At 56.2% G+C, this 25,870-nt stretch carries 18 protein-coding genes; 6 read left to right on the top strand and 12 right to left on the bottom strand.

Translation table 11 applies throughout. The annotated features are described in order from the left end of the window. Positions 1-88: 88 nt before the first annotated feature. On the bottom strand, positions 89-2,893 hold the full coding sequence (locus OSO_RS47855; RefSeq protein ID WP_010583604.1) for a hybrid sensor histidine kinase/response regulator: 2,805 nt from the start codon (positions 2,891-2,893) through the stop codon (positions 89-91). Between the two features lie 419 nt (positions 2,894-3,312). Between OSO_RS47855 and OSO_RS0112200 the strand changes: the two genes are divergently transcribed. Next, on the top strand, positions 3,313-4,989 hold the full coding sequence (locus OSO_RS0112200; protein WP_010583606.1) for a CocE/NonD family hydrolase: 1,677 nt from the start codon (positions 3,313-3,315) through the stop codon (positions 4,987-4,989). A 25-nt stretch (positions 4,990-5,014) separates the two neighbouring features. On the opposite strand, the gene OSO_RS52375 is transcribed toward OSO_RS0112200, so the two are convergent. Both OSO_RS52375 and OSO_RS0112210 read right to left on the bottom strand, forming a co-directional pair. Then, positions 5,015-6,889, bottom strand: coding sequence for an ABC transporter ATP-binding protein (locus tag OSO_RS52375; protein ID WP_010583607.1), 1,875 nt, complete (start codon positions 6,887-6,889; stop codon positions 5,015-5,017). A gap of 106 nt (positions 6,890-6,995) precedes the next feature. After that, the gene (locus tag OSO_RS0112210) at positions 6,996-7,976 is read right to left on the bottom strand and encodes an RluA family pseudouridine synthase (RefSeq protein ID WP_029246934.1); all 981 of its coding nucleotides are present in this window, start codon (positions 7,974-7,976) and stop codon (positions 6,996-6,998) included. 185 nt (positions 7,977-8,161) lie between these two features. Here OSO_RS0112210 and thpR point away from each other — a divergent pair, with 185 nt between their 5' ends. After that, positions 8,162-8,740, top strand: coding sequence for an RNA 2',3'-cyclic phosphodiesterase (gene thpR, locus OSO_RS43230; RefSeq protein WP_050986094.1), 579 nt, complete (start codon positions 8,162-8,164; stop codon positions 8,738-8,740). 26 nt (positions 8,741-8,766) lie between these two features. Here thpR and OSO_RS0112220 read toward each other — a convergent pair whose 3' ends face one another. From OSO_RS0112220 to OSO_RS0112265, 8 genes are all read right to left on the bottom strand, one after another. Beyond that, positions 8,767-9,255: a response regulator gene (locus tag OSO_RS0112220; protein WP_010583610.1), complete on the bottom strand. Its 489-nt coding sequence runs from the start codon at positions 9,253-9,255 to the stop codon at positions 8,767-8,769. A gap of 11 nt (positions 9,256-9,266) precedes the next feature. Beyond that, positions 9,267-10,541: an MFS transporter gene (locus OSO_RS0112225; protein WP_010583611.1), complete on the bottom strand. Its 1,275-nt coding sequence runs from the start codon at positions 10,539-10,541 to the stop codon at positions 9,267-9,269. Positions 10,542-10,633: 92 nt separating this feature from the next. Beyond that, the gene (hisH, locus tag OSO_RS0112230; RefSeq protein WP_010583612.1) at positions 10,634-11,239 is read right to left on the bottom strand and encodes an imidazole glycerol phosphate synthase subunit HisH; all 606 of its coding nucleotides are present in this window, start codon (positions 11,237-11,239) and stop codon (positions 10,634-10,636) included. Positions 11,240-11,343: 104 nt separating this feature from the next. Next, positions 11,344-12,831 (bottom strand): leucyl aminopeptidase, encoded by a 1,488-nt coding sequence (locus OSO_RS0112235; RefSeq protein WP_010583613.1) that lies wholly within the window; start codon positions 12,829-12,831, stop codon positions 11,344-11,346. Positions 12,832-13,324: 493 nt separating this feature from the next. Further along, entirely contained in the window at positions 13,325-14,092 is a 768-nt protein-coding gene (locus OSO_RS0112245) for a methyltransferase domain-containing protein (protein ID WP_010583614.1), read from the bottom strand. 81 nt (positions 14,093-14,173) lie between these two features. Continuing rightward, positions 14,174-15,259, bottom strand: coding sequence for a dienelactone hydrolase family protein (locus tag OSO_RS0112255; RefSeq protein WP_010583615.1), 1,086 nt, complete (start codon positions 15,257-15,259; stop codon positions 14,174-14,176). A gap of 306 nt (positions 15,260-15,565) precedes the next feature. After that, on the bottom strand, positions 15,566-17,359 hold the full coding sequence (locus OSO_RS0112260) for an Hsp70 family protein (protein ID WP_010583616.1): 1,794 nt from the start codon (positions 17,357-17,359) through the stop codon (positions 15,566-15,568). Positions 17,360-17,529: 170 nt separating this feature from the next. Beyond that, entirely contained in the window at positions 17,530-18,312 is a 783-nt protein-coding gene (locus tag OSO_RS0112265) for an SDR family NAD(P)-dependent oxidoreductase (RefSeq protein ID WP_040592266.1), read from the bottom strand. A gap of 467 nt (positions 18,313-18,779) precedes the next feature. On the opposite strand from OSO_RS0112265, the gene OSO_RS0112275 reads away from it, so the two are divergent. Next, positions 18,780-20,102 carry a neutral/alkaline non-lysosomal ceramidase N-terminal domain-containing protein gene (locus tag OSO_RS0112275; RefSeq protein ID WP_010583618.1) on the top strand — a complete coding sequence of 441 codons (1,323 nt, stop codon included), beginning with the start codon at positions 18,780-18,782 and terminating at the stop codon, positions 20,100-20,102. Between the two features lie 191 nt (positions 20,103-20,293). On the opposite strand, the gene OSO_RS0112280 is transcribed toward OSO_RS0112275, so the two are convergent. Then, positions 20,294-22,156 carry an FAD-dependent oxidoreductase gene (locus tag OSO_RS0112280; RefSeq protein WP_010583619.1) on the bottom strand — a complete coding sequence of 621 codons (1,863 nt, stop codon included), beginning with the start codon at positions 22,154-22,156 and terminating at the stop codon, positions 20,294-20,296. 439 nt (positions 22,157-22,595) lie between these two features. On the opposite strand from OSO_RS0112280, the gene OSO_RS0112285 reads away from it, so the two are divergent. The 3 genes from OSO_RS0112285 (at position 22,596) to panC (ending at position 25,865) form a co-directional block, all read left to right on the top strand. Then, positions 22,596-23,567 carry an aldo/keto reductase gene (locus OSO_RS0112285; protein WP_010583620.1) on the top strand — a complete coding sequence of 324 codons (972 nt, stop codon included), beginning with the start codon at positions 22,596-22,598 and terminating at the stop codon, positions 23,565-23,567. 583 nt (positions 23,568-24,150) lie between these two features. Then, positions 24,151-24,987, top strand: a complete 837-nt coding sequence (locus tag OSO_RS0112295) for a DUF1571 domain-containing protein (protein WP_010583621.1) — start codon at positions 24,151-24,153, stop codon at positions 24,985-24,987. Beyond that, on the top strand, positions 24,987-25,865 hold the full coding sequence (gene panC / locus OSO_RS0112300; RefSeq protein WP_010583622.1) for a pantoate--beta-alanine ligase: 879 nt from the start codon (positions 24,987-24,989) through the stop codon (positions 25,863-25,865). Before OSO_RS0112295 ends, panC begins: the two co-directional genes overlap by 1 nt. Positions 25,866-25,870: the final 5 nt, after the last annotated feature.

Below are 25,870 nucleotides of genomic sequence, written 5' to 3' on the forward strand. Positions count from 1 at the left end.
CATAAACCGTCAAGAGGACCAGTCAGGACGTCTTTGGCAGACCGAGAAGCAGCAACAATCGAGACAGCGGTCCCGGTGAATCGTTGTGCTAACTTGCCGCCTGCAGATTGACCAGGATCTTCATCAGCGACTGCGGATCGACGGGCTTCACGAGGTGACGGTCGAAGCCAGCGGCAGCCGCGCGAGACTTATCATCTTCCTGCCCCCAACCGGTGACGGCAATCAAGACAGAGTGCTCACTCCAATCCTCGCCGCGAATGGCGCGGGCCACCTCATAGCCATTCATCTTGGGCAGGCCGATGTCGAGCAGGACCACTTCTGGCCGAAACTCTTGTGCCATTTGGACGGCCGCTTCCCCATCATGTGCGGTCCGCACTTCATTGCCCATCGATTTCAGCAACATCGTCAATGTAATTGCCGCATCGTAGTTATCATCGACGACAAGAATCCGCAGCCGACTGTTCATCGAATTCTGGGGGGCGCGTGGAACGTTGCCCAGAACCCCTTCGCCAGCCGACTCAATCGGCAATCGCACAGTAAAACGACTTCCCTGACCAACACCCTCACTGGATGCCTCGATCGTTCCGCCATGCATTTCGACCAGGCGTTTCACCAGCGACAGGCCAATTCCTAGTCCGCCTTGCGAACGCGCGATCGAATCCTGCACCTGGGCGAACATCTGAAACAGCGACGGAACTTTATCGGCCGGAATGCCGATGCCGTTGTCAGAGATATTGACGACGATTTGCGATCCGTGCACCCTTGCCCTCAGCTCGATCTGACCGCCTCGCTCGGTATACTTCGCCGCGTTGTTCAGCAGGTTCAAAAAAATCTGGGCCAACCGAGTCGGATCTCCATTCAAGCCAATCGGCTGGTCGGGAAGCGACACCGCGAGCTTGTGGCCCGATTCTGTGATCACAGGTTGGCTCGCCTCGATTGCACACTCGATCACGTTTTGAAGTGTGACCGCCTCCTTGCGAAGCTCGAGTTTGTTTCGGCTGATTCGGCTGACATCGAGCAAGTCATCAATAAGCCGTGTCATTTGCTGAATCTGGCGGTCTATGACGTCGCGAGAGTACTGCACAACCGACGCTTTGTCCGCGCCCTGATGAAGAATTTGGATTGCGTTCCTCATCGGCGCCAACGGATTTCGGAGCTCATGGGCCAGGATCGCAAGGAACTCGTCCTTTCGACGATCTGCTTCTTTGAGATTCTGATAGAGCGACGCGTTCTCAATGGCGATCGCCGCTCGTTGAGCCAATTCATTCGCAACCCACAAATCGTGTTCGCCGTACCGCCGCCCCGACTCCGCACAGAAAAACATGATCACGCCCAGAATTCGGTCGCGCACTTTCAGCGGAACGCCGATGTACGAGCGAATTCCGAGTCGCGTCAGGTAGTCGCGCAACTCTGGTCGATTGGTCGTCGAAGCAATCAACGCATCGTCGATTTCCGCGATGAGTTCACCTTTTGCGCTGTTGACGATGTTCCAGACGCCGTGCGACGATGTGGGTTCAGGAGGGAATCGACGATTCATTTCAATCGCCTCTTGAATCAACAATGGATCACGATGCGCGACCGCGACTCGATTGAGCATTCCATCGGCGGCAATCAAATCTACGGTGGCCCAATCTGCGAAATACGGCACCGACAGCGAAGCGATCTTTTGCAGCGTACTTTGATAGTCGACGAGCACGGCAAGCGCGGCACTGGAATCTGCCAGAAAGCGATTGGTTTGTTCCATGCGTTTGCGTTGACTGATGTCACGGGCAATCTTTGAGCACCCCACGATTCGGCCGTCGGCCGTCCGAAGGGGAGAAATCGTCAGGGAGACGTCAATTCGCGTGCCATCTTTCCGGAGTCGGGCCGTTTCATAGAGGTTCACTCGATCTCCGTCTCGCAACTTTTGCTGAATGACGATCAGTTCATCCGTCAAATCATCGGGAACGATGTTGGTTAGCGGTTTGCCAAGCATCTCCTCGGCTCGATATCCATAAAGTCGCTCAGCAGCTTCATTCCAACTGACGACCTTGTCTTCCAGATCCAGGCTCACAATTGCATCGTCCGTTGATTCGACGATCGCCGCCAACCGCAGTCGAACGTCGAGCGCCTGGCGAATTTCCAGGACATCGCGGAAGACAATGGCGATTCCGACAATCGCCCCGTCTTTGCCTCGAATCGGGGCCGCCGAAAACTCAATCGGCTTTTCGCCAGCATCAGCCGCAATGAGCACGAGATGGTCACGGCGCGAGACTGTCCGGCCCTCGCGCAACACCACCTCAACAGGATTCTCAAGGGGCTGGCGAGTGATTTCATTGAGAACGCGAAAGACGGACTCCAGTGTTTCGTCCGTTGCAACTTCGGAACACCATCCCGTCAATCGCTCGGCAACGGGATTGAACAGCACGATCTTTCCAGAAGCGTCCGTCGTGATCACCGCGTCACCAATGCTCGCGAACGTCGTACGCAGCGTTTCGGCCTGTTGCCGCGCGATACTTTCACTCGCAAGGGACCGCCGCTGCGCGTTCCGCATGATCTCAAAAAAATAAATCACTGCCGAGCATAAAATGAAATACATTGCAAAGCGTCCCAGCGAAGGAACGAGGTCATTCGCAATGGACGTATGCGGCATGATGAACAGGAACAGCGTCGCAACAAATCCCAGCACCGTCGCCAGGACTGCCGCGCGCGCGCCGCAGTACCAGGCCACAAACATCACCGCGATCAATACGGCAGAGAAAGGCGCGCCGCTTTTCAGCACAGGCTCAAGCAGCCATCGTGCAGACGTAGCGATGCCGACGGCCGCAGTCGCGACGCCATACGAATTCACGGAAGTACGCAATCGACTATCCAATTTCTGATCAATCTTGTCGCAAGGAAAACTGGCGACCATTGTCGCCTTGTTTCCTTCCGGTTGTGATTAGACGTCTTACGACGCATTATCCGACAGCAGTCCCGTGAATGTCTATCCCGCCACCGATTGAATTCCGCCTCAATGCTTAGACAGAAGTCGGACCTGTCGATTCTCTCGCGTTGCCCAGTCGACCGACGGCATCACGAATCTGAAAGATTTTCGCTGCGGTGCATCGCGTTCGCCATCAGTTCTAGGAGATTCACTCGTGGTTCGCCGCAAGAGTGCGATTTCGCCCATGGCCGGGTACGATTGGGCGTGCTGATCGAATCGCCCGCTTGATAACGTCTCTGGCGATTTTGCTTTTCGTTGACCAGGAATGTGGCCTGTGAACGAGAAAATTACACATGTCCGCTGCGACGTTATTTGATGCATTCCAGAATCTTCGATGTGGAGCTGATATGACTGCTGTTCGTTGGTCGGTATTCGTAGTGCTTCTTTCATTCGCAGGACTCGAACGATCTGTCGCAGCGGCCGATCCAATTGACCTGGGTGGAGTCACTGAAACACACGAAATGATTCCCATGCGAGATGGGGTCCGCCTGTCAGCTTATATCTATACGCCACCAGGCAAGGGTCCGTGGCCGGTTTTACTTGAGCAACGGTACGCCAACGCCAACCACCCCAGCGTACAGCAGTCATACGCCAAGCTGGCGAAAGCGGGAGGATACGTGATGGTCCTCGCTAATTTCCGAGGGTCCCAAAAGTCGGAGGGAGATTGGCGAGGATACCGTTCACTTGCTTGGGGAGAACGGCAGGACGGCTATGACCTGGTGGAATGGCTTGGGACACGTCCCTGGTCCACCGGCAAGGTTGGAACATTCGGCAGTTCGCAGGCAGGGTTTGCACAAAACTTTCTCGCGGTAGCCCGCCCACCGCACCTGGTTGCTCAATACATGATCGATACGGGACTAAGCCTTTACCACGAGGGCTACCGAATCGGCGGCACATCACGACCCGAACGGTTCAAGTCACTCGCACTGGCAGCTCGCGTCCCGGAACATAACCAACAATTGATGATCGAATGGTTTCAGCATCCCGCCTACGATGCCTACTGGGCCGACGAAGACTGCACGCGACATTTCGGCAAGATGAATGTCCCCTGCTTCACCGTCGGAAGCTGGTTCGACTTCATGTGCGTCGGCTCGATCGACAGCTATGTCGGTCGGCAACATCACGGCGATGTGCACTCGCGCGGAAGCCAGCAGCTTCTGATTGGCCCCTGGTTGCACGGCCGCGTGAAAGAGCTGAACGTCTCGAACGAAATGACGTTTCCCGAGAATGCGAAGTTTCCCATGGACGAACACATGCTGCGCTGGTTTGATCACTACCTCAAGGGAATCGATAACGGCGTCACCAGCGAATCCACAGTCCGGTATTACGTGATGGGTGCCGTAGGAGAATCGAATGCACCGGGCAATGAATGGCGGATCGCCGCCGATTGGCCCGTCGCCGCGACCCCTACGAGTTATTTCCCGCTCGCGGGCGGCGCGCTCGGCACCTCAGCTCCCACATCGAATGATGCCACCGTTTCGTGGCGGGCCGATCCGCGGCATCCGGCGTCGATCCCGACAATCGCATTCCCCGGAGCAAAAGATGCCCGGGAATTCGAAAACCAACCTGACGTAAGGACATTCACCAGCGACGTCCTAACCGAACCGGTTGAATGGACGGGAAAGGTGCGTGCCGAACTGCTCGTCTCGACCGATGCGAAAGATACCGATTTCATCGTGCGAATCAGCGATGTCTATCCCGACGGGCGATCCATGTTGATTATGGACTACGTTCGACGCGGCCGATATCGCGATGGGTACGAAAAGGAAGTGTTCTTCAAACCGGGCGAAGTCGCCACCGTCGGCTTTGATGTTGGGTGGCTCAGTCAGGTGTTCAACAAGGGCCATCGGATCCGCGTGACCGTCGCCAGCACGGGCGCGCCGTTTTACGAACCAAACCCCAACACAGGCGAACCACTCTCATTTGAGATTCCCGCCAACGCGGTCGTCGCCACAAACTCGCTGCATGTGAATCAGAAACATGCGTCGCGAATCATCGCGCCGGTTAAATCAACTGGTCACTGAAGGCGATGAACTGCGTTCCATATCGTTACTTCGGAGCCGGGGCTATCGCTTTTGAAGCCCCGCGCTGCGCCCGTTCCCGCTCGCGACGCTCGAGAGCTTCGATCGTTGGCTGAGGGATGGCCGAAATGAGCTTACGCGTGTATTCGTTCTGCGGGTTCGCATAGATTTCGTCAGACGGGCCGAACTCGACGATTTTCCCCGCGTTCATGACGGCCATCATGTCCGACATGAATTTGACGACACTCAGGTCGTGACTAATAAAGACGTACGTCAGCCCGCGCCGTTCCTGCAGGTCTTTCAACAGATTCAGAACTTGTGCCTGAACCGACACATCGAGAGCCGAAACCGATTCGTCGCAGATCAAGAAGTCCGGCTCGACGGCCAGTGAACGCGCGATACAAAGCCGTTGGCGCTGACCACCCGAAAACTCGTGAGGATAGCGATGCAGGTGTTCGGACAGCAGTCCAACTTCTTCCAGCAATTGAGCCGCTCGATCTTGACGATCCCGGTTGTGCTTGCCGATTCGATGAACGCTCATCGCTTCCGTCAGCATTGCCTCGACCGTCATGCGAGGATTCAGTGAGCTGTAGGGATCTTGAAACACAATCTGCATGCGGCGACGTTCACGTCGCAATTCAGCTCCACGCAGACTCGACCAGTTGATGCCCTCAAACATCACAGTCCCGCTCGTAATGGGCAACAGACGCAGAATCGCCCGCCCCGTCGTCGTCTTCCCACAACCTGACTCACCAACCAGCCCCAGCGTTTGACCTTTATAGACATCAAAGCTGATGTCATCGACGGCCTTGTTGTAGCCAATCGTACGACGCAGCAGACCCTGCTTGATTGGGTAGTACACGCGCAAATGGCTGACACTCAGCAAGGGCGACTGACCTGCGGCGACATACTCCTTTGATGCAGTGGGACTGACCGTCGCTGCCGTCGATGACTCGGCACGCGGATGCAGTAACCGGCCACGACCGCGTCCTTCGATCTCGGCCAGGCGTGCCGGGCTGAGCGCCTTTTCCGTGATGATCAAATTGCCATCAGAATCTTTGGTCGACTCCATGTAGTCGGCAACGGTGGGAAGACGGCGTCGAGTCGTGTCCAGACGAGGTCGACACGCCAGCAATCCTTTGGTGTAGGGGTGCTGCGGTCGCGTGAACACGTTCTTGGCAGTGTCGTATTCGACAAGCTTGCCTCGGTACATGACCGCGACTTCGTCCGCGATCTCGGCGATCACGCCCAAATCGTGCGTAATGAACAAGATCGCCATCCCACGTTCGTCACGCAACTTGCGAATCAGATCCAGAATCTGGGCCTGAATCGTGACGTCGAGCGCCGTGGTCGGCTCATCGGCGATCAGCAGTTTAGGATTGCAGGCCAAGGCCATCGCGATCATCACACGCTGCTTTTGGCCCCCCGACATTTCATGCGGATACTTGAGTAGCGATTGTTTCGGACTGGGAATCCCAACCTCTTCGAAAAGTCTTTGAGCACGATTCATCGCTTCGGTCCGCGAGATTTTTTCGTGCAGCCGCATCGCTTCCGCCACTTGATCGCCGACGCGATAGACGGGATTCAACGACGTCCCAGGTTCCTGAAAGATCATGCTCAGATCTTTGCCGCGCATATGCCGCATCTCGGCACGCGGAAGTTGCACCAGATCTTTCCCCAGAAATGCGATCCGTCCCGCTTCAATCTTTGCACCGATGTCAGGCAGCAGCCGCATGATCGTCAGCGACGTCACGGATTTTCCCGAACCCGACTCACCGACCAACCCCAGTGTCTCCCCCTCACGAATCTTGATCGTCAGGTCATCCACGGCTTTGACCGTGCCGCCGTCCGAATGGAAATAGGTCTTTAGACCGGTGATTTCGAGCAGTGCAGGATCCGTCATGCAGCAACTTTCCGCGAAAACAAAACGATCAACGAGTCAAGAATTCGTGATTGCAATCAAGGGGTGATTCGAACCGCAAGTCATCCAGCGTGAACTCCGCAAGCCGCTAGTGGCTCTTCGCACGCAACTTCTCATAGAACGCACTTAAATCATGAGGAAACGGCATACGAAAGCGGAGTTCCTCACCCGTTAAGGGATGTGCGAACCCCAACTCCGCCGCATGCAACGCCAAGCGAGGAGCTTTACTGCGGTCATCGACTTGTTTCGCCGCGAACGGCTGGCTGTACTTCACATCACCACACACCAGATGTCCCCGCTCGGACAAGTGGATGCGAATCTGATTTGTACGGCCCGTTTCAAGCTGGCACTCAACCAGCGAGTACTTCCCAAGATCTTCGAGCGGCCGTACGTGGGTCACCGCGCGCTGCCCCATCTTGGGATTATTGACGCTCCCGCGCCGACCATCGCCACGATCGCGAACCAGATTCGAACTGATCGTTTCGGCTACGGGATGCCCATGCACGATGGCCCAGTAAACACGATGTGCGGTGTGTCGACGGAACTGTCCGATCAAATTCTCTTCCGCTTCGGCCGATCGCGCCATCACCAGCAGACCGCTGGTATCACGATCAAGCCGGTGGACCAGACGCAACGCGGGCTGTCGCATCCTCTGATTCTTTTTCCCGTTGGCGCCCATCGAGCGACGGACGATCAGCTCCATGACCGCTTCGTCGAGCGATGGATGAAGTGCTTTCTTTTCGGCGGGCCAGTTCCGTTCCTCAGGACGGCGATGCGTCATCATGCCCGAGGGCTTTTCGACGACAACCACGTGAGGATCGATCAGCAGAATCTGAACATCATTCGGCTGAGGTGTTTGAACTCGCCGGTCATGCGCCGCGATGACATCACCCGCTTCGACGCGTCGAGCTTCGCTCAGGCATGCCACACCATTCACCGACACTTGGGCGCGTTCCAGACGCTGCCTGAGTTTCGACCAAGACTCGCCTGGGATGGCGAGCCGCAATACGGCGAGCACCGTTTTGCCAACGAGATCTTGAGACACAGTAAACGAGACGGAATCGGGCATCCTGGGCGGCGCAATCTGTTCAAATCGATTGTTCGAAGATCCATTCACGACCATGATTATAGCAGATTGGGGACTTTCTGCCGAAGCGGTGGACCGCAGAGAATTTGCTGCCGTCGGCGAATTCTCGCGATACGCCCCCCCCACTGAAACATGACACGCGAGTGATTTTCAGAATGGCAGCATCAATGACCAAATTGTTCGTAGGAGTGATCCTGCCGGATGACGTCAGGACAAAATTGCACGCAATTCAGCCGCCCGTTTCTCAAGGCGTCAGGCCCACAAATCCAGATCAGCTGCATCTCACATTGCATTTCATCGGACTGGCTGATCCCGAACCGATTGAACAATCGCTCAGCACGGTCATATCACCGCCATTCTCGCTGTCGATTGCGGGCGTCGGACATTTTCAATCCTCAGACGGTGGCGTCATCCTCTTTGCGGAAGTCGATCCGTCCGAGGGATTGCGAAGCCTGCATGAGCATATCGGGGCGGCCCTGAGCAGTACCGGACTTCAGATTGAAACGCGCCCCTATACTCCTCATATCACTCTCGCCCGCTGTCATCGTGTGCGAACACCGGGCTTGCTAGGAAACTTTCTCAGCCAGCACGAGAATTTTTCGCTTCCCGCTTTTGCGGTCAAAAACTTCGTGCTGTATTCCAGCGAGAGTGGTACCAGGGGACCGGTCTACACGGGCCTGAGAACATTTCGCCTGGTTGAACTGAACACGAACACCACGCCTCCAAGTCGACACGGAACACCCTGACGGATTCCAGCGAACGACGAACTCCGTCACATTTGGAATTCAGGATGCTGCTGTGCGGCACCTTCTTCGTGGGGGGCGATCGCAGCGGGCAATACCATGTCCGATTTCCAGAAGCGTGACAGCTTTTGAACGATCTCGATGAACTTCGCGAGATCCAGCGGCTTCGTGAGGAAGGCATCGACCTTCAAGCCGCCCAGTTGAGCCATCTCGCCGTCGCCCGTCATGACCACGACGGGAAGCGACTTGAACTGATCGTCGGCGCGAACCTTCGCGAGTAATTCGCGTCCATCCATGCCTGGGAGCTTCAGATCAAGCAACAGCAAATCCGGGCGCGGGGCCGCCGCGTACTTGTCCTCGCGCTGCAGGAATCGCCACGCTTCGTTTCCGTCGCTCAACCAGGTCAATCGATGTTGAATCCGGCCTTGATTTAAAGCCCCAATCGCGATCCGAGCGAACATCAAGCTGTCTTCGACCAGCAAGATTTCCATCGGACGACCGACAGTTTCGTGAGACATAATGATCGCTTTCAGGCGTTTGACTTCACAGGGCTGGCGTCTTCCATTGTGTCGTGGGCCGGCCACAATCCCGCCAGGACGACAAACGCAAAGAGAGGCAATCCGCAGGTGAGTGCCATCCCCATGTCATACGACTTTGTTTGATCGATCCATTTTCCGAATAGCGGATGAAGTGGAGACGATGTGATCCAGGCAATCGTTCCAAGCAACCCCAATACTTTACCTTGATGACGGGTCGAAAGTTCCTGGCTGAAGGAATAGTAACAAGGAAACAAGCCCAAAGATCCCGCAGCAACCAGAAGCAAGACGGTCGTCAGCCCTGGCCCCGCGGGCAACCAGGGGATCAGTCCCCCTAGTGCGACCAGCACCGCACAGATTCCAAAGGTGACACACCTTGACCAATGAACACTGAACCCGCCGCGATGCAGTCGTCGCGTCAAAAGGCCCGCCGACAAACATCCTACATCGGTAGAGGTGTTGTACCAAAACATAAAACCGAGCATTTCTTTCTCGGTGTAATTTCGTCCCTGCATCAGGAACTGTGGCATCCACACCCGGAACAGATGCCAGCACGCATTGATCGCCACGACGATGACAACAAGTAACAGGAACTTGCGGCTGAGAACGGCAGAAACAAACGTATCGCCTGTCCCTGGCGCCGTCCCCGATGCGTCTCCGGCAGCCGGAACCGGGGCAAGATCTTCAGATCGAGTGGAAACGACCCAAAGCACCGCCCAGATCGCCCCGACGGCGGCAATGATTTGGAAGACGGGCCGCCAGCTTCCAGGAGCGTCCGTCAGCATCCGCAGCATAATGACGGGAGTTACAATCGCTCCGATCGCCGTCCCGCTTTGCAAAACACTATTGCCCAGTGCCCGGCTTTCCGGTGGCAACAGGCGATAAGTCGTCTTAAGTGCACAAGGCCAATGCCCCGCCTCAAACAATCCCAGGAACAAGCGACAAAGCAGCAGCCCTGCGTACGTTTCAACGAAGCCCGTCAGGAATCCCATCATCGACCATAAAAGCAGCACGATCGGATAGAGCCAACGGACATTCGTCCTATCTGCAATTACGCCGAACAGCAACGCCCCCGCGGCAAACGCCAGTCCGAATGCCGTCTCGATGTACCCGTATTGCTCCTTCGACAGTTCAAATTCGGTAATGATTCGCTGCGACACATTCGCGAGCGTTTGCCGATCCATGTAGTTGATCGTGCTCGCACAAAGCAACAATCCGCAAATCCACCATGTCGAAATCTTGCTGCGCGAGACCGGCCCGTTCGTCATGCAGTTTCTGCCCTTCGGTACGAAAACAAATGCAGTCCTCGCGACCGAGCGCCTCTCGAAGACGCCTCACTCGCAACGACGAGATGACGGGATCAGCGTGCCGAGAAATTCTCGAGCAACTTCAGTCCCACTTTCTGACTCTTTTCGGGATGAAACTGTGAGGCGAACAGATTTCCCCGTGCAACCATCGACGTAAACTCGATTCCATAGTTGGTTCGCGCGGCAATCACGCTCTCATCGCGAGGCCGAACGTAATAGCTATGCACAAAATAGAATGACGCGTCGGCCGGAATTCCTTGCAAAAGCGGCGATGGCTTGGTCGTCATCAAACTGTTCCAGCCCATGTGCGGAACCTTCAAATCTGCCATCGCCGGAAATCGAACGACGTCACCTTCCAGAACACCCAGCCCTTTCCATTCGCCGTCTTCAAAGCTGACATCGAAGAGCATTTGCAGGCCAAGGCAAATCCCAAGGAACGGCTTATCGCGCTGAATGAATTCGCGAATCGGATCAACCAGTTCCAGCCGCTGCAATTCGTGGATCGCATCTCGAAAAGCCCCCACGCCGGGTAGGACCAGCTTTTTTGCAGTCGCAATCTGTTCGGGCTTGGTCACGATTTCGGCCGCGACGCCTAGTTTTTCGAATGCTTTCTGGACACTTCTGAGATTGCCCATACCGTAGTCGACGATTCGGATCATGTTCGATGCACGTGATGAAAAGTGTAGTGTGAGGAATCGGAACACCGACTGGACACCGCCGCAACGAACGAGTTCGATACGGCAGGCGCTTTTGTTCCCCTTGTCTATTTGCCTTGTCGGCGAGCAAGTTCGACGAGAGTCCTGACCATGTGACCAGTTCCCCCCGCTTCACGATGAGGTTTATTCGACGAAGCGAAGGCGGGCCCCGCGATATCCAGATGAACCCAAGGCTTATCCGCGACAAAGTGTTGCAGGAATCGAGCCGCGGTGATCGCGCCACCCCAGCGTCCGCCCGTATTCTTGATATCGCCGACGTCGCCTTTGATCAGATCTTCATACAAGTCCCACATCGGCAACTGCCAGACGTCTTCGCCGGTCGACTTCGCTGCGGCCAACACCGCATCGCACCAATTCTGGTTGTTGGTGAACGCACCGGACACGTCTTCGCCTAGCGCGACCACGCAAGCACCGGTCAACGTCGCCAGATCAACGATTCGATCGACTCCCGCATCGACCGCGTAGCTCAAGACATCCGCAAGAACCAGTCGTCCTTCCGCATCCGTATTCAGGACTTCGATCGTCACACCGTTTCGTGCCGTCAGGATGTCGCCCAGCTTGAATGCCGCCCCGCCGATCATGTTTTCAACCAGGCCCATGTAGCCGACGACATTGACGGGCAATTTCAGCCGCGCAATCGCGGCCATGGCTCCCAGGACCGTCGCGGCCCCGGCCATGTCGCACTTCATCGTGAGCATCCCGTCCGTCGGTTTCAGAGACAGCCCACCACTGTCGAAAGTGACACCTTTTCCGACCAGAGCCAGCTTCGGTGCATTCGGTCCACCACCATTGTGCTCAACGACAACCATGCATGGCGGCTGTGGACTGCCCTGAGCGACCGCCAGCATCGAATTCATCCGCTCCTGCTCGAGTCGTGGCTTTTCGAAGACTTCGATTTTCAGCCCGAACTCCACCGCGACGGCTTGCGCCCGTTTGGCGAAACCCAGCGGAGTGATCTCTTGCGGCGGGCGATTGACGAGATCGCGAGTCAGATTGATCGCCTCGCCAAGAATCGTACCGCGAGCGACCGCCGCGTCAATTTCAGAGGAATTCCCAGACGCCGCAATTTGAACAGACGCAAATGGGTGCCGGCCTTTCTCGGTCCGATACAAATCTTGTCCCACCGAACCGACAAGACTTGCCGTGATCGCCGATGCAACGATCTCTGCTGGCGAGATCGCGCCCACGGCGTCACCAGGGATCGCGAACGCAATTCGCACTTCCTTCTTGTCGGAAATCGCGCGACTGGCCGTCGTCAACGCTTTATCGAGTCGTGCCAGCGTCAAATCGTTGGCAACCCCCAATCCGACAAACAGCAGTCGAGTGGCTCCGATGCCGGTGACGCCACGCAGGGGCAAGGTCGATGCCAGCTTGCCGGACAAGTCACCCAACGATTTGAGTCGAGCGACAATTCCCCCCAACGCCTGGTCGAGTTGAGCCAAGGCACCGGACAATTCTGCAGATTCCACGACAGGAACAATCAACCAATCAGCTTCGATCTGCGTCCATGGCTTGTCGATTCGGCGAATCTCCATCGCTTCCAGTATCCTTCTTCACGGATTGAATGAACTGTCGAATTCAGGGGGGGAACGATTCCAACAAATTGGCTTGCCACGGCCTCAGACGCACTCATTGTGCCGCCATCGGGAGCCAACCGCCGCAATACAAAACGTCTTGATACCGCCGAGTCAACGGCCATCAGAAAGACATTCCCGTGGAACGATTTAACGCGAAACCCATCAGATTCACAAGCCGGGGCCAAAGCACCAGAATCGGCATCTCCATCCGAAGCCCGTGTTTTCGCCACAAGGGAACAACCTGCACGAGCGCGTTTGACTCAATCCACGCCACAATTAATCGAGGTCGAGCACTTGGGAGCGCGAGTCAATCAGCCCTGGTCAACTGAGCACAACTCTGAACAGAACGTCAGTGCCATCACCTTCGCAGCCAACCTTCGGGTTTCGAACGATAATCAGAATTCACATGCACAAGCGGCATCTTCGCTCTGGCGATGCGACACCGACAACCTTAGCGTGACGCAACAAAGAACATCCGGGGCATGGGGAACACCGTAACACCATCACGTGCCGGATACGATTCTTTTAACCGTTCGCCGACGGCAGCAAGGAATTCCACTTTGTCCTCGTCGTGAAGACGCTCCAACAGCGGACGCAGCGCCGTGCCTTTGAGCCACTCGAGCACTGGATTGTCGCCGGTGAGCATGTGGTAGTAGGTTGTTTCCCAGGCGTTGACCGTCAGCCCGAGATCTTGCAGCAGGTGAACGTACCACAACATCGGCTGGACGGATTGCCGATGTAAACCCACACTCTCAAGCAACGTTGCCCAACGCGGGTCTGCGACGGTTTCTTCGATTGCTACCTGACTCACCGCCCGAAAACGGTTGGGCATCTGGACCGCCAGAGTCCCCGTCGGACATAACATTTGTACCCAATGTGACAAGACGCCAGCATGATCATCGAGCCACTGCAACGCAGCATTGCTGACAATGAGATCGAGTGGTGCCTTGCTGGACCACTCGGCGATATCGGCGTGCTCAAACTCCAGTTGCTCCGAAATTGAAAGCGGAACCGCTTGCGCCAGCATCTCGTGCGAGCGATCCACGCCGATGACATGCGCGCCATGCCATCGCTCGAGCAATGTCCGTGTCAGATTTCCGGCGCCACAACCAAGATCCGCGATCCGCAGAACGTCCTCGGTTCGCACTTGGGACAAGAGATCGTTGAATGGACGCGATCGTTCGTCGGAATACTTAAGGTATTGAGCGGCGTTCCACATCGTGTCACACCCCTGGTTGGATGACTTCAGACTTTGTCAGTTGATGCGATTCCACGATTCTCTCTGGACCGATCCGTCGAATCATGGAGACGGAACATTCAAATACACTCTCAACCACTCTGCCAGCTGATCAAAGCTTTTCGGCGAGATCGCATGACCTTCGCGGTGATTGAGAAGACCAAGCCGAACCGTGCGGCCATAGAGTTCATAGATCGGTTGAGCCGCGGCAAGATACGGCCAAGAACGATCCCCGTCCGCGGCTCCAGGACCGGATTCCCCACCGAGAACGAGAAATGGGCGGGGCGCGATCAGAGCCAGCAACTCCTGATGGTTGCGGGGAAAATCATCAGAATTGATGACCGGGCCGAGATACCATGGCGCATTCCAATTCGTGGAATTGAATGCAATGCCCCCTTCGCTTGAAACGGCTGCTGCAATGCGATCGTCGAACGCCGTGAGGTACAACACTTCCTTCGCACCAAGTGAATGACCAACGGCCCCAAGGCGCTGCCGGTCAACGTCTGGAAGTGCGGCAAGAATGTCGGTCGCACGCTGGGCATCGTAGAGCATCTTGTGCATGCCGAGTGTTCTTGGGTAGCGCTCGCGGAACTTGGCGACGGCGTCATTGAGGCTGGTTGCGTCCTGCCAGAGAAAGTTCCGTGGACAGACCACCACGAACCCCTGCCGCGCGAGCTTCAGGCCCAGTTGTTCAGCATCATCGCCTTTAACGCCGGCGATCGGTTCGATCGTGTCATTGGTCGTGGCGTGCAGCGCGACAAGCCCCGCATGGCGAGTCAGTGATGCCCCTTGAACCGGCTGTAAGAGATACGCTTCGAGGAACAGACCGGGCTCGTTTTCATACCGAATCAGCTTCCGCGTCAAACCCTGAAGTTGCTCGGTTCGCAACGTTTCGATGGCCACCGATTTCGGCCGTTTTGGCATGGGACCGAGAACATCATGCCAGGCTTGAAGCAACTCAACACGGCGCCGCTTCCAACGGGACAAGGCATCGGCCGCTTGAAGATCCGCGTCCGAAAGAAGTGGACTCAGCGTTCGAAAAGGTGCGGGCAGGGTCGCAGGAGGACGTTGAACATCCGTAAGCCAGGACACATCGGAAGCGAATGTGGTTGCGGTCGACAAGACGAAGCAGACGAGGAATCGATGCATAGTCGTGCGTCTCACCCGAATCAGAATGGGGGCTCAGCAGAATTTAACAGGGATCACGTCCAAAACATCGCACCCGTTAGCTTGTGATAACCCTTGGTAACAGTTCAAGGGTTGGGACCGAACGCATTTTCATCGCGGAAAATGTGAGAGGCCACTTGAGGCATCCGCATCCAAGCAATCCTAGGCTGATAAACATGGGGCGCCCCCCCTCTGGCCCGCAAACGACGACTTACTCTTGCCACGGTGCAGCCCAGACGTACAAAGTTCCGGCCGAAACTCCTCATGGGAAACATCGAGAAATTCGGCTCATTGACCTTCGACGTCTTCGCGGACACTGAATTCCAGTTTCCAACGACCGCTTCCACGTGTGCTGACGCACCACAGTTCCAAGACCCCCAGTTCCGTTAGCCGCGTATGGAACTGGACCGGAACGTAGTGATCATCGATGGCGTCGTCTTTGGCCAGCGTTGCTTCAAGTGAATCGGTTTCCACAATTTCATCGTCCGTCCAGCGTTGCAATCGGACACCGGGGGAATCGTCTTTTCGTGTGGCGGAACTGAAGAAGCGGAAATGCGCGGGTTGTCCAACGATCAATCCAATGGCGTCGGACGGAACTTCGACTTCCGTACCCTCTTCCATCCCAAACGGGACAACGCACAGGGCACGCAGGGGCCGTGGCGCACCGGGAATTGCCAACCCCGCGGTTTCGATCCCAATGTAGTAACTGCGCGCCGTTCCACCTCTGATCCGTACCCCGCCTTTTTCCTTGGCCCAGCCGTAGTAGGCCGCGCCACGAGCAACCGCATGGTCGAGATCGTGGACACCTTCCAGGATCTGAGGCGGCTGTTCAGGGAACCAGGATTTCAACGCGTCGAGCAGCCGGGTTCGAAACGGATCGGCTTTGAACACGCCACCATTAAACAGCACATGCGTCGGCCGAGCGGGCCCTTCATCGCTGCCGTGGCTCTGCAAGAATGAGGCAAGATGTTTGGTGATTGCGGCATCGGCCTCGTAAGGCAAACCAACTTCCTGGAATCCAGACGCTCGATTGCGAGCGGGCTTGTCTTCCACTTTGCAGGCGGGAAAAAAGCCATCGGCCAGTAACTGCAGGGTGACTTCTTTTGCCACGTCGACGGTGACTGTCCCGCCAATCAGTTTGCTACCACGACCCAAAACCGAGATTGGATGCTTCTTTGGCCCATCGGCGGTGAGCAGCACTTCTTTAGCCTGACGGCACGAGTGCCAGAGTGATACTGATTGCCACGGATCGAGGTTGACTCCCTTTTTGGCAAACAATCCCGCGACATGGTGAGCCAGTGCCAGGTCCATGTTGTCGCCACCGACGAGCAGGTGGTTTCCCACCGCAACGCGTTTCAGCGTCAGTTCGCCTTCTTCTTCAGTCACTCGCACCAAGGTCAGGTCGGTCGTGCCACCGCCAACATCACACACGAGCAGTGTGTCGTTGACCTTTAAAACTTTGCGCCAGCGTTCCCCGATCGTCGTCAACCAGGCGTAAACAGCAGATTGCGGTTCTTCTAAAAGGATCATCGCATCGGGTAGCCCCGCCGCGGATGCCGCTTCTCGGGTCAATTCCCGGGCACTCGCATCGAACGACGCGGGAACCGTCAGAATGACCTGCTGATCGGCCATTAAGGCGTCGGGATGAGCGGTCTCCCAGGCGGCGATCAGATGTTCGAGATACCGCCGCGATGCTGTTACGGGCGAAACCTTGGGAATGTCGTCGCCCGCGTTCCAGGGTAGGATCGCCTGATGCCGGTCAACACGACTATGGCATAGCCAGGATTTCGCGGCACTCACCGTGCGATCAGGAAGTTCGGCCGATTGACGCAGCGCCATTTCACCGACGGCGAAATCCCGTCCCTGCGCCCAGGGAATGTCATAGGCCCCCGTTGATCCTTCGTGCTTGCTCGCCAGATACAAGAACGAAGGAAGTAGTTGGCGATTCTCCACCATTCCAGGTGCCACCAGTTGCGGAATGGGCAACAGTTGGACCTCGGGCTTGTCGACACCCAGGGGTGCGTACGCCAACGCGCTGTTGGTGGTTCCCAAGTCGATTCCGATGACGTATTTGGCGGGCATAGACGAAATTCTTTGTTCGATCGACACATTTGAGAGATCAAGACAACTTTCGCAGTCTCGCTCAAGCGAAGTCCGGATCACGCACAGGTCAGGATTTCATGACTCCAACCGACTCAGCCCGAACCTGTCGGGGCGAGTCCGGCCAGACTCGCCCCACTGGCAGCTTCGAACTACATGGCCCCCTCGTCACGATTCGACCACCAAGGAAGGCCGACGCCCCCTTCGATGGCCAGCGTGCTTCCCGTCATATAGTCCGCATCGTCGCTCAGCATGTAAACAACACCCTTGCCGATTTCTTCGGGACGCCCCAAACGCTTCCAAGGCAGCGTCTTCGCGCCTTCGACGAGTTGCTCTTCAGTGAAGAACTTGCGTTCGCCTGGCGTATCGATCCAGCCGGGATGGACGATATTCACGCGAATCTTGTGTTCGGCCAATTCAATGGCGGCGGTGCGTGCCATGTGATCGATTGCCGCCTTCGCCATGTTGTAGGCCATCGAACTGGGAATCGCGAGAATCGCATGGGGCGAGCTGATAATGGCGATCGAGCCACCGCTCTTCTGCTTGACCATCTGGATGGCCGCGGCTCGCAGTCCGTAGAACGCACCCCACATGCCAACATTGATCGTGCGTTCGAACCCAGCGAGATCGGCTTCGATCATCAGTTGGCGATCGCTGTAGACGGCGTTGGAAACAAACAGGTCAATCGATCCGAACGCCTTGACGGTTTCGTCGACCATCTCTTCGACGCGAACGCGATTCGAAACGTCACCTTGCAGGATGATGGCCTTGCCGCCGAGTGACCGGACTTCCTTCGCGACCTCTTCTGCTTCATCCGGATGTGAGTAGTAGTTGATCGCCACGTTTGCACCCGCGCGTGCCATTTCCAGGGCGCAACCGCGTCCAATCCCGCGTGAAGCCCCAGTCACCAACGCATTCTTACCTTTGAGTCTCATCCCGACAGCTCCTGAATCTGATTTACGCGCCACCAAATTTCGTGGCAATTCCCTCTTGCGAACGGATTGTGTCGGATTGCGCGTTCCGACGCGAGTCCTACGAGGCCCCCATCGCATTCGTTCGGTAATATCCTGAGCCGGATTGTTGAACTGCAAGTGTTCACGCAAATTCCATTGCGAAAACCGAACCGATTACGCGGGGAACTCGAAGTAGAAGCCCCTGAGATCGCATCGACGCATTCCTCTACGAGTCACTCTCCAACCCCGAGAACTGATGGATGAACGCCAAAACAGGGGGATTCCGCAACATGATTCGGTGGTATCGGCAACGCTGCAAAGGAATTTTCCGCTCGTTTTGGCATCCATGTTGATTGATGCCTTTCGTCCGCGCGGACAAGATGTTGGTGGCAACGGATAACGAGAAATACAAGTTCGATCGGATCGAGGCCCTCTGGCGAAAGTGATCTATGAGAATCGCATGCGTCGTACTGCCGTTACTGATTTCCTGTTGTGTGCAACGAGAGATTCAGTCCGCCGAACTTCGAGCGGGTGTCGTCCGAGTCGACATTACCCCGCCGCTTTCATTGAACGCCCCCTTAGGCGGTTATGGCGATCGAATGAACAAACCGGCGACCGGAGTTCATGACCGGATCTTCGCCAAGGCCCTGACGCTCGACGACGGGCCGCGAAAGTTTGTCGTCGTCACTGCGGATATGCTGGGATTCCCGCCCACCTTCAAGCGGGAAATCGTCAAAGAGTTAAACGATCCGCAGTTCACATTGGGAAATCTGATTCTGCTGCCCAGCCATTCTCATACGAGCGTCGAGATCAATGCATTCCACCCTGGCAACACGTTCAAAATTCCACAGGTGGGAATCTACAGTCAACCCGTGCATCGATTTCTAATCGAGAAATTTGCCGAAGCGATCCGCAAGTCGGGAGAACACCTTGTCCCGGTTCGAGTCGGAACCGCCAGTCAGGCCCTTCCCGGCTGGAACCGCAATCGTCGCAACCAGGATGGATTGAAGGAAGAAGATCTGACGATGACGCGAATCGACGCCCTTGACGGAAAATCGCTCGCGGTTCTAGTCAACTTCACAGCGCATCCGACGTTCCTAAGCTCCGAGCAAATGGAGTTTTCGGGGGACTGGCCCGGACAACTGCAAACGACTCTCGAATCGTTAATCGGTTCGTCGACGACCGTCATGTACTACAACGGGGCCGAGGGAGATCAGTCTGTCGTCGCACGCCCCGATTCCGGAACAAGTCGCTGGGAAAAGATGATCCGGTATGGAACGGAACTCGGCGTCGTGGCAGGACAAATCTTTTCGAAAGTCGAAACCCAGCGAGAGGTCGTCTTTGAGTTTCATCGCGAAGAGTTTGATCTGCCGCCCAACAGTTGGCACCCTCGATTCAAGGAAACAGGTGGTAAGGAATATGGCTTAACCGAAGAACTCCTGAAGGAAATGCTGCCCAAGATGTATCCGCGCAAGACGGCCAGCGTGACACTGCGTCTGGGCGATCTACTGTTGATTGGCGTTCCGGGCGAGATGGTGGCGGAACTGGGACGAACGATCAAACAGCGCGCGGCTCAGCAAACCGGAGCCGCCTATCCGGTCATCGGTGGGATCGCGGACGAATGGGACGGATACATTCTTTCCGCTCCCGAATATCGGCACGGCGGCTATGAGACGAGTGTCAGCTTCTACGGCGAGACCTTCGGCCAGACGATCGTCGACGGTGCACTCAAAGGAGTCTCTGCGCTGCCCGCTGTACCGAAATCAAAGTAACGCACGCTCATATCTGGACCTTCGAGTGGCATATCTAGACCTTCGCGGGGCCACGAGCAAAGGGAATTGCCGAATCTCGGGGCTTCCAGCGCGGTGCTCGTCCAGCCCCTGCCAACCGACCCGTATTTGAAGCCCTGACGCACCAGGCGCCGCAGAGACAAGATTGTCCAATGCCTTGGGAGCAAGAACGGTTACTCGCGCGCGACATGACAGTTGACGCACGAGTTGGCGATGGCCTGCGGATTGATTCGATGCCCTTCCTTACGGAAGGGTGTCAATTCTGCGTGGCACTGCCGGCAATCGGTATTGCGTTCAATCACGATGCGATGCACATGTTCGAAGTGCCAGTAGCTGGGCCGCGACTTGGCCAGATCGGCAGCCAGATCATGACAACTGGAGCAGCGGACCGAGTCATGAAATGAGCTGTTTGAGGCCTGTTTGAGGTCGGTGAGAATGGAACGCGCGGCAACCCGGCCGGTGACGATGCAAGGACCCAGGAACGTGCCCTCAAGTGCCGCCTTGCCATTGATGCCGCCCAGACCCGTCAGTTCTCCGACGGCATAAAGCCCAGGAATCGGCTGTTGCCGGTGATCCAGCACCTGACACTCGAGATTGATGGCGACGCCGCCCATGCTTTTTCGCGTCAAAGGAAACGCTTGCATCGCGTAATAGGGTGGCGTCGACAGTCGTGGTGACGCGTTGTTGGCGTATGCAGGACGCCCAGGACCAAATCGCTGAAAATCGTCGTCATTCCCCTTGTCGACCAGTTCGTTGTATCGACGCACCGTTTCAACGAGATTCTCGCTTGGCAACCCCGTTTTTTTCGCCAGTTCCTCGAGCGTCCCGGCCGACTTCACGAGCTCTGGGTTCTGTAGTATCTGTGCGTCCACCTTTTTGAAGTCCACCCAATCCGAGCCAGACACGACGAACTTTGGCTTCGTGGCTTCGTCAAACACGAACCACAACGTCGCCTGTTTCTGCGCCAGCAACTTGGGCATGACCTCTTTCGCCCACCCCCAGAGGTTGGCAAACTGTTGCCCTTCCGAATTGACGATCATTCCAAACATATTCGCGGCGCTCAGACCTCGATTGGTGCCTGGATAGCGAGGATCAGGAATCCCGGTGAAGTAATTCCATTGGTGGTCCATCTTCACAAGCTCGCCCCCTGCGGTTTCCGCGAGACGGTGCCCCTGCCCCACAGAATTGCGTCCCGAACCAACGAGAATCCGATCGGGAAAACGAAACTCGGCTGGCCAGAATTCGCGAACCATTTCCAAGTTGCTCTGAAAACCTCCGGTGGCGAGCACAATATGCTTCGCCGCGAAATGATGTGTTTGGCCTGTCCTCAGATTCCGCCCCATGACCCCCGTGACACGGCTGTCGCGAATGACAAGGCTTTCGACCTTGGTGTTCCACACAAAGACGAGATTGTGGTGTTCCAAGCATTCACGGTAGATCGGAGTCACCAGCCCCAGGCCGCGACCGGACGGTTGATGCTCGCGCTCAACCGAATTGCCCGGCGATGAACTGAGTTCGTCGAATCGGACTCCCAGATCCGTGATCCAATCGAAGATCTCGGCTCGCGAATTCTCAACGTAATACTTAACCCATTCCGGCTCGGCGTCCTCGCCAAACCGAACGAAATCCTGATAGGCAAGTTCGGGAGAATCCACAATCCCCTTGGCCGCCTGTACGGGAGTCCCGACGATGCTGACCGCCCCTTGCGACATGACCGCATGGCCGCCATAGACCGACGACATTTCGATCAGACAGACATGGACGTGACTTCGGGCCAGCTCCAAGGCGGTACAAAGCCCCGAAATCCCGCTTCCCACCACAATCGCATCGTAACCCGTGACCTCGGGTGAGCCTGGTTCGATGACCCTCTTGCCACTCGGCGGAAGCCCCTCATCGCTCTCGTCAGACCAGCCACTCGATGGGCTCTGCAGCCCTTGAATCGCGTCCCGGCAAGACGTCAGCGGCAATGTGCACGTGAATAACAACAGCACCACACAAATCCGCCGCGTCGGATTCGTTCGATTCTGGCGGAGCATGACGGATCCTTCGTCTGTAGTCTTGGACAGAATGAGAGCCCCTCTGACAACCGTTCAAGGGCACTTCGGGAAGCGAACGTCGTTCGAAAACACCCGGTCAGTAGAAACATCCGCAAACGATCACCGCAACTGTGTCGGCAAACGAATTGCCAGAATCCGAAGTCGCCTGGTCGCAAATCGAATGCGGACTAACTCGAACAGTCAACCGTCCTGACGAATCGGAATCCGCCGATCAAAAGATCACGATTCTGCGTGCTGGACACCGTACGCGGCACGAGTTATCAACTTCGATGCAAAGGTGTCCGCCCGCTTGCGTGCAGGTGAATGGCCGTGTTGCTCGCCCCAGGCGCATGATTGACACCTTGTCCTGCCCCGTACTCCATCCCAACCCGTTCCGCTCGTACCACGCAAGTGACCCAATAGGAGCAAAAGTCCAAACATGAAATATCGACGATTAGGGCGAACAAACTGGATGGTCAGCGAAGTCGGCTATGGAATGTGGGGGATGGCCGGATGGACAGGTTCTGACCTCGAAGAAGTCAATCGGGCTTTGCGGCGCTCGGTGGCGCTCGGCTGTAACTTCTTCGATACCGCATGGGGTTACGGCGCCGGAAAAAGTGAGGGAATTCTGGGTGACCTTGTTCGCGATTTTCCCGATCGCAAGCTCTTCACTGCGACCAAAATTCCTCCCAAAAACTTCAAATGGCCCAGCCTACGCGAGTTTTCGCTCGAAGATTGCTTCCCTCCGGGTCACATCGAACAATATGTCACCGACAGCCTGAAAAATTCCGGCCTGTCGTCATTCGATCTGATGCAGTTCCATACGTGGGAAGACTCGTGGCTTAAGGACGACCGCTGGTACCACACGATGTCGGACCTCAAGTCACAAGGCCTCTTCTCGTCGATCGGAATTAGCCAAAATCGATGGGAACCCTGGAATGGTGTGGAAGCGGTTAAAAGTGGGCTGATCGACTGCGTTCAGGTCATCTACAACATCTTCGATCAGAACCCAGAGGACGAACTGTTTCCCGCCTGTCAAAAATACGACGTGGGTGTCATTGCACGCGTGCCGTTTGACGAAGGGACCCTGACAGGAACACTGACGAAGTCCTCAACGTGGGCCGAAGGCGACTGGCGGAACAGCTATTTCGTTCCCGAGAACCTGCATGCCAGCGTCGACCGTGCCGAAGCGCTGCGTCCGCTGATCCCTACCGGAATGACCATGGCCGAAATGGCGCTGCGATTCACACTCTCCGAACCAATTGTGGGAACCGTCATCCCGGGCATGCGCTCGATTCGAAACGTCGAGGCAAACATGGCGGCGAGTGACGCCGGCCCGTTGTCGGCGGATCTCCGGAAAAACCTCGAAACCCACCGTTGGGTCCGCCAACCGACGGAATGGTCGCAGTAGAGGGAATGGTCGCAGCAGAGATTGTCTCAAGCGGATTTCCCTCATCCGCCTCTCCTCGTTTTCAAACGCGGGTTCTCGTTGTCCTTTAGAAGCCAGCGTGTGCCTCGAACCGAGGTCGCACAGGTTGGGAACGAGGGCATCCGCCAACGAATCAGGAAAAAGGGAACGCCAAGTCGCAAAGGCGCCAGGGCGCAAAGGACGGAGTTATTTGTCGTTCTCCCCTCCTCTTTGCGCCTTTGCGTCATAGCGTTGAATTCCCATCGTCCAAACACGAAATAAGGGGCGCCCAGTTTATAATGAAAACACACAAGGCATCCTTCGGCGATCAAGCGACCATGTGCCCCCCTGGACCGGCGCGATGAAATCAAGAGGGCGGCACGCTGCTCGAACGAGAACGGGGGTTACAAACAGCTCCGATTTTGTTGCCGTGCGGAATTGGGTTTGCTCGATTTCCGATCATCGGATAATGTCTCGACGTCAATCTGCCGGGCCGCCTGTTCATTCTCATCGCGCAAGCGGTGCATCGTCGTCCGAGAACGATTCGATCCGAAGATTCGATCCAAAAGTCCAGGAATGTAACCCCATGCATTCGATTTCCATCCGAACAAAATTGCTGATGTTTGTGGCGGTCGCTTTCAATGCGACGGCCCTGCCAATCTGGGCTGCCGATGAAGAGGTCCTTCCGACCGCTGCGACAAAATCGGACGAGACTGAAAAGCCCCCGATCGACGAAACGCACCCGCTGTATAAACTTCTGGAAGTAGCGTACAAGTCGCGCAATGCCCTGGACGACGTCAAAGACTACAAGTGCGTTTTCTCGAAACGTGAAGTCGTTCGCGGGAAGATGATCAAAACGTCGATGAATTTGAAGTTCCGAGAAGACCCCTTCAGTGTCTACCTAAAATTCATCGATCTGAATGCTGGCCGCGAGGTGATCTACGTCAAGGGCCAGAACGAGAACAACATGCTCGTTCACGAAGCCGGTGTGAAATCGTTCCTGGGAACGTTCAAGATTGTCCCCACGGGACCGGATGCGATGGCCGAGAATAAATATCCCGTCACGCAGATTGGCCTGAAAAACATGCTGGCCACGGTCATCAAGCAGTGGGAGGCGGAAGGCAAGTTCAGTGGCATCAAAACACAACTGCGCCCGACGTCCAAGCTGCCTTCCGGCGAAGTCTGTACCGTTTACGAAGCCATTCACACGCAGCAATTCAAAGAATTCAAATTCCACACGACCCGCCTGTTTGTCTCAGACGAAACAGGGATCGCCATTGGAGTTCAACAACTGGGATTTCCGGGAAAGAACGACAAAGAGCCACCGGTGGTCGAAGAATACTTCTACAGCCAGTTGCAGGCCAATTTGAAATTGACTGACGCTGATTTCAATCCGAAAAACCCCGGCTACGCGTTTCCATAATGCCTACTGCCTCGAATTCTACGCCACCTGACGTCGCCGAATCGATCGCTGGTTTGGTGCCAAAGCTTGCGTTGGTTCGGCGCGCGGGGAAATCAATTGGATTCGTCCCTACAATGGGAGCCCTGCACGCGGGCCACGTCAGCCTGATGGAACGTGCCCGCGCCGAATGCGACATTGTCGTCGTCAGCATTTTCGTCAATCCGACGCAATTCGGCCCAAGTGAAGATTTCAACCGGTATCCTCGACCGCGCGAAACGGATCTTCAGATCTGCGGCAATGCCGGCGTGGACTACGTATTCTATCCAACGGCGGGTGAAATCTATCCACCGGGCTATCGTACGTACGTTGATGTTGAAGGCCTGTCGACGATCCTGGAAGGCGCCATTCGACCAGGACATTTTCGCGGCGTCGCGACCGTCGTCACCAAACTGTTCTTGATCGTCGGCGCAAACCGTGCCTATTTCGGACAGAAGGATTACCAGCAGCAACTTGTCATTCGCACAATGACACGGGACCTGAACATTCCCACCAAGGTCATCGTGTGCCCGACATTGCGGGATCCTGATGGGTTGGCAATGAGCAGCCGGAATGCGTACCTGTCGCCCGCCGAACGAACGACGGGACTGGCGATCTCTCGCTCACTAAAGTTGGTCGTGCAGAGATTTCAAGCAGGGGAACGCGATCTTGAACTCTTGCGAACGACTCTGTCAGCCAGCCTGGCAAACATTGAGGGGTTGGCCGTCGAGTATGCGTTGATTGTTGATGGCACAACATTGGAAGACGTGACAAGCGCGGGACAGGAACTGGTGGCGCTTGTGGCAGCACGCGTCGGAAAGACGCGCCTGATTGATAATATGGTGCTACAGCCTGACTCGTGATTGTC

This window comes from Schlesneria paludicola DSM 18645, assembly GCF_000255655.1.
Classification (GTDB): Bacteria; Planctomycetota; Planctomycetia; order Planctomycetales; family Planctomycetaceae; genus Schlesneria; species Schlesneria paludicola.

What these genes read in the sequence shown, in the direction of transcription:
- OSO_RS52375 (WP_010583607.1), bottom strand. Translation starts at nt 6,889, where the DNA reads ATGACGGATCCTGCACTGCTCGAAATCACCGGTCTAAAGACCTATTTC.
- OSO_RS0112220 (WP_010583610.1), bottom strand. Translation starts at nt 9,255, where the DNA reads ATGTCTCACGAAACTGTCGGTCGTCCGATGGAAATCTTGCTGGTCGAA.
- OSO_RS0112245 (WP_010583614.1), bottom strand. Translation starts at nt 14,092, where the DNA reads ATGTGGAACGCCGCTCAATACCTTAAGTATTCCGACGAACGATCGCGT.
- thpR (WP_050986094.1), top strand. Translation starts at nt 8,162, where the DNA reads ATGACCAAATTGTTCGTAGGAGTGATCCTGCCGGATGACGTCAGGACA.
- hisH (WP_010583612.1), bottom strand. Translation starts at nt 11,239, where the DNA reads ATGATCCGAATCGTCGACTACGGTATGGGCAATCTCAGAAGTGTCCAG.
- OSO_RS0112295 (WP_010583621.1), top strand. Translation starts at nt 24,151, where the DNA reads ATGCATTCGATTTCCATCCGAACAAAATTGCTGATGTTTGTGGCGGTC.
- OSO_RS47855 (WP_010583604.1), bottom strand. Translation starts at nt 2,893, where the DNA reads ATGGTCGCCAGTTTTCCTTGCGACAAGATTGATCAGAAATTGGATAGT.
- OSO_RS0112260 (WP_010583616.1), bottom strand. Translation starts at nt 17,359, where the DNA reads ATGCCCGCCAAATACGTCATCGGAATCGACTTGGGAACCACCAACAGC.
- OSO_RS0112200 (WP_010583606.1), top strand. Translation starts at nt 3,313, where the DNA reads ATGACTGCTGTTCGTTGGTCGGTATTCGTAGTGCTTCTTTCATTCGCA.
- OSO_RS0112235 (WP_010583613.1), bottom strand. Translation starts at nt 12,831, where the DNA reads ATGGAGATTCGCCGAATCGACAAGCCATGGACGCAGATCGAAGCTGAT.
- OSO_RS0112265 (WP_040592266.1), bottom strand. Translation starts at nt 18,312, where the DNA reads ATGAGACTCAAAGGTAAGAATGCGTTGGTGACTGGGGCTTCACGCGGG.
- OSO_RS0112285 (WP_010583620.1), top strand. Translation starts at nt 22,596, where the DNA reads ATGAAATATCGACGATTAGGGCGAACAAACTGGATGGTCAGCGAAGTC.
- OSO_RS0112225 (WP_010583611.1), bottom strand. Translation starts at nt 10,541, where the DNA reads ATGACGAACGGGCCGGTCTCGCGCAGCAAGATTTCGACATGGTGGATT.
- panC (WP_010583622.1), top strand. Translation starts at nt 24,987, where the DNA reads ATGCCTACTGCCTCGAATTCTACGCCACCTGACGTCGCCGAATCGATC.
- OSO_RS0112275 (WP_010583618.1), top strand. Translation starts at nt 18,780, where the DNA reads ATGAGAATCGCATGCGTCGTACTGCCGTTACTGATTTCCTGTTGTGTG.
- OSO_RS0112280 (WP_010583619.1), bottom strand. Translation starts at nt 22,156, where the DNA reads ATGCTCCGCCAGAATCGAACGAATCCGACGCGGCGGATTTGTGTGGTG.
- OSO_RS0112210 (WP_029246934.1), bottom strand. Translation starts at nt 7,976, where the DNA reads ATGCCCGATTCCGTCTCGTTTACTGTGTCTCAAGATCTCGTTGGCAAA.
- OSO_RS0112255 (WP_010583615.1), bottom strand. Translation starts at nt 15,259, where the DNA reads ATGCATCGATTCCTCGTCTGCTTCGTCTTGTCGACCGCAACCACATTC.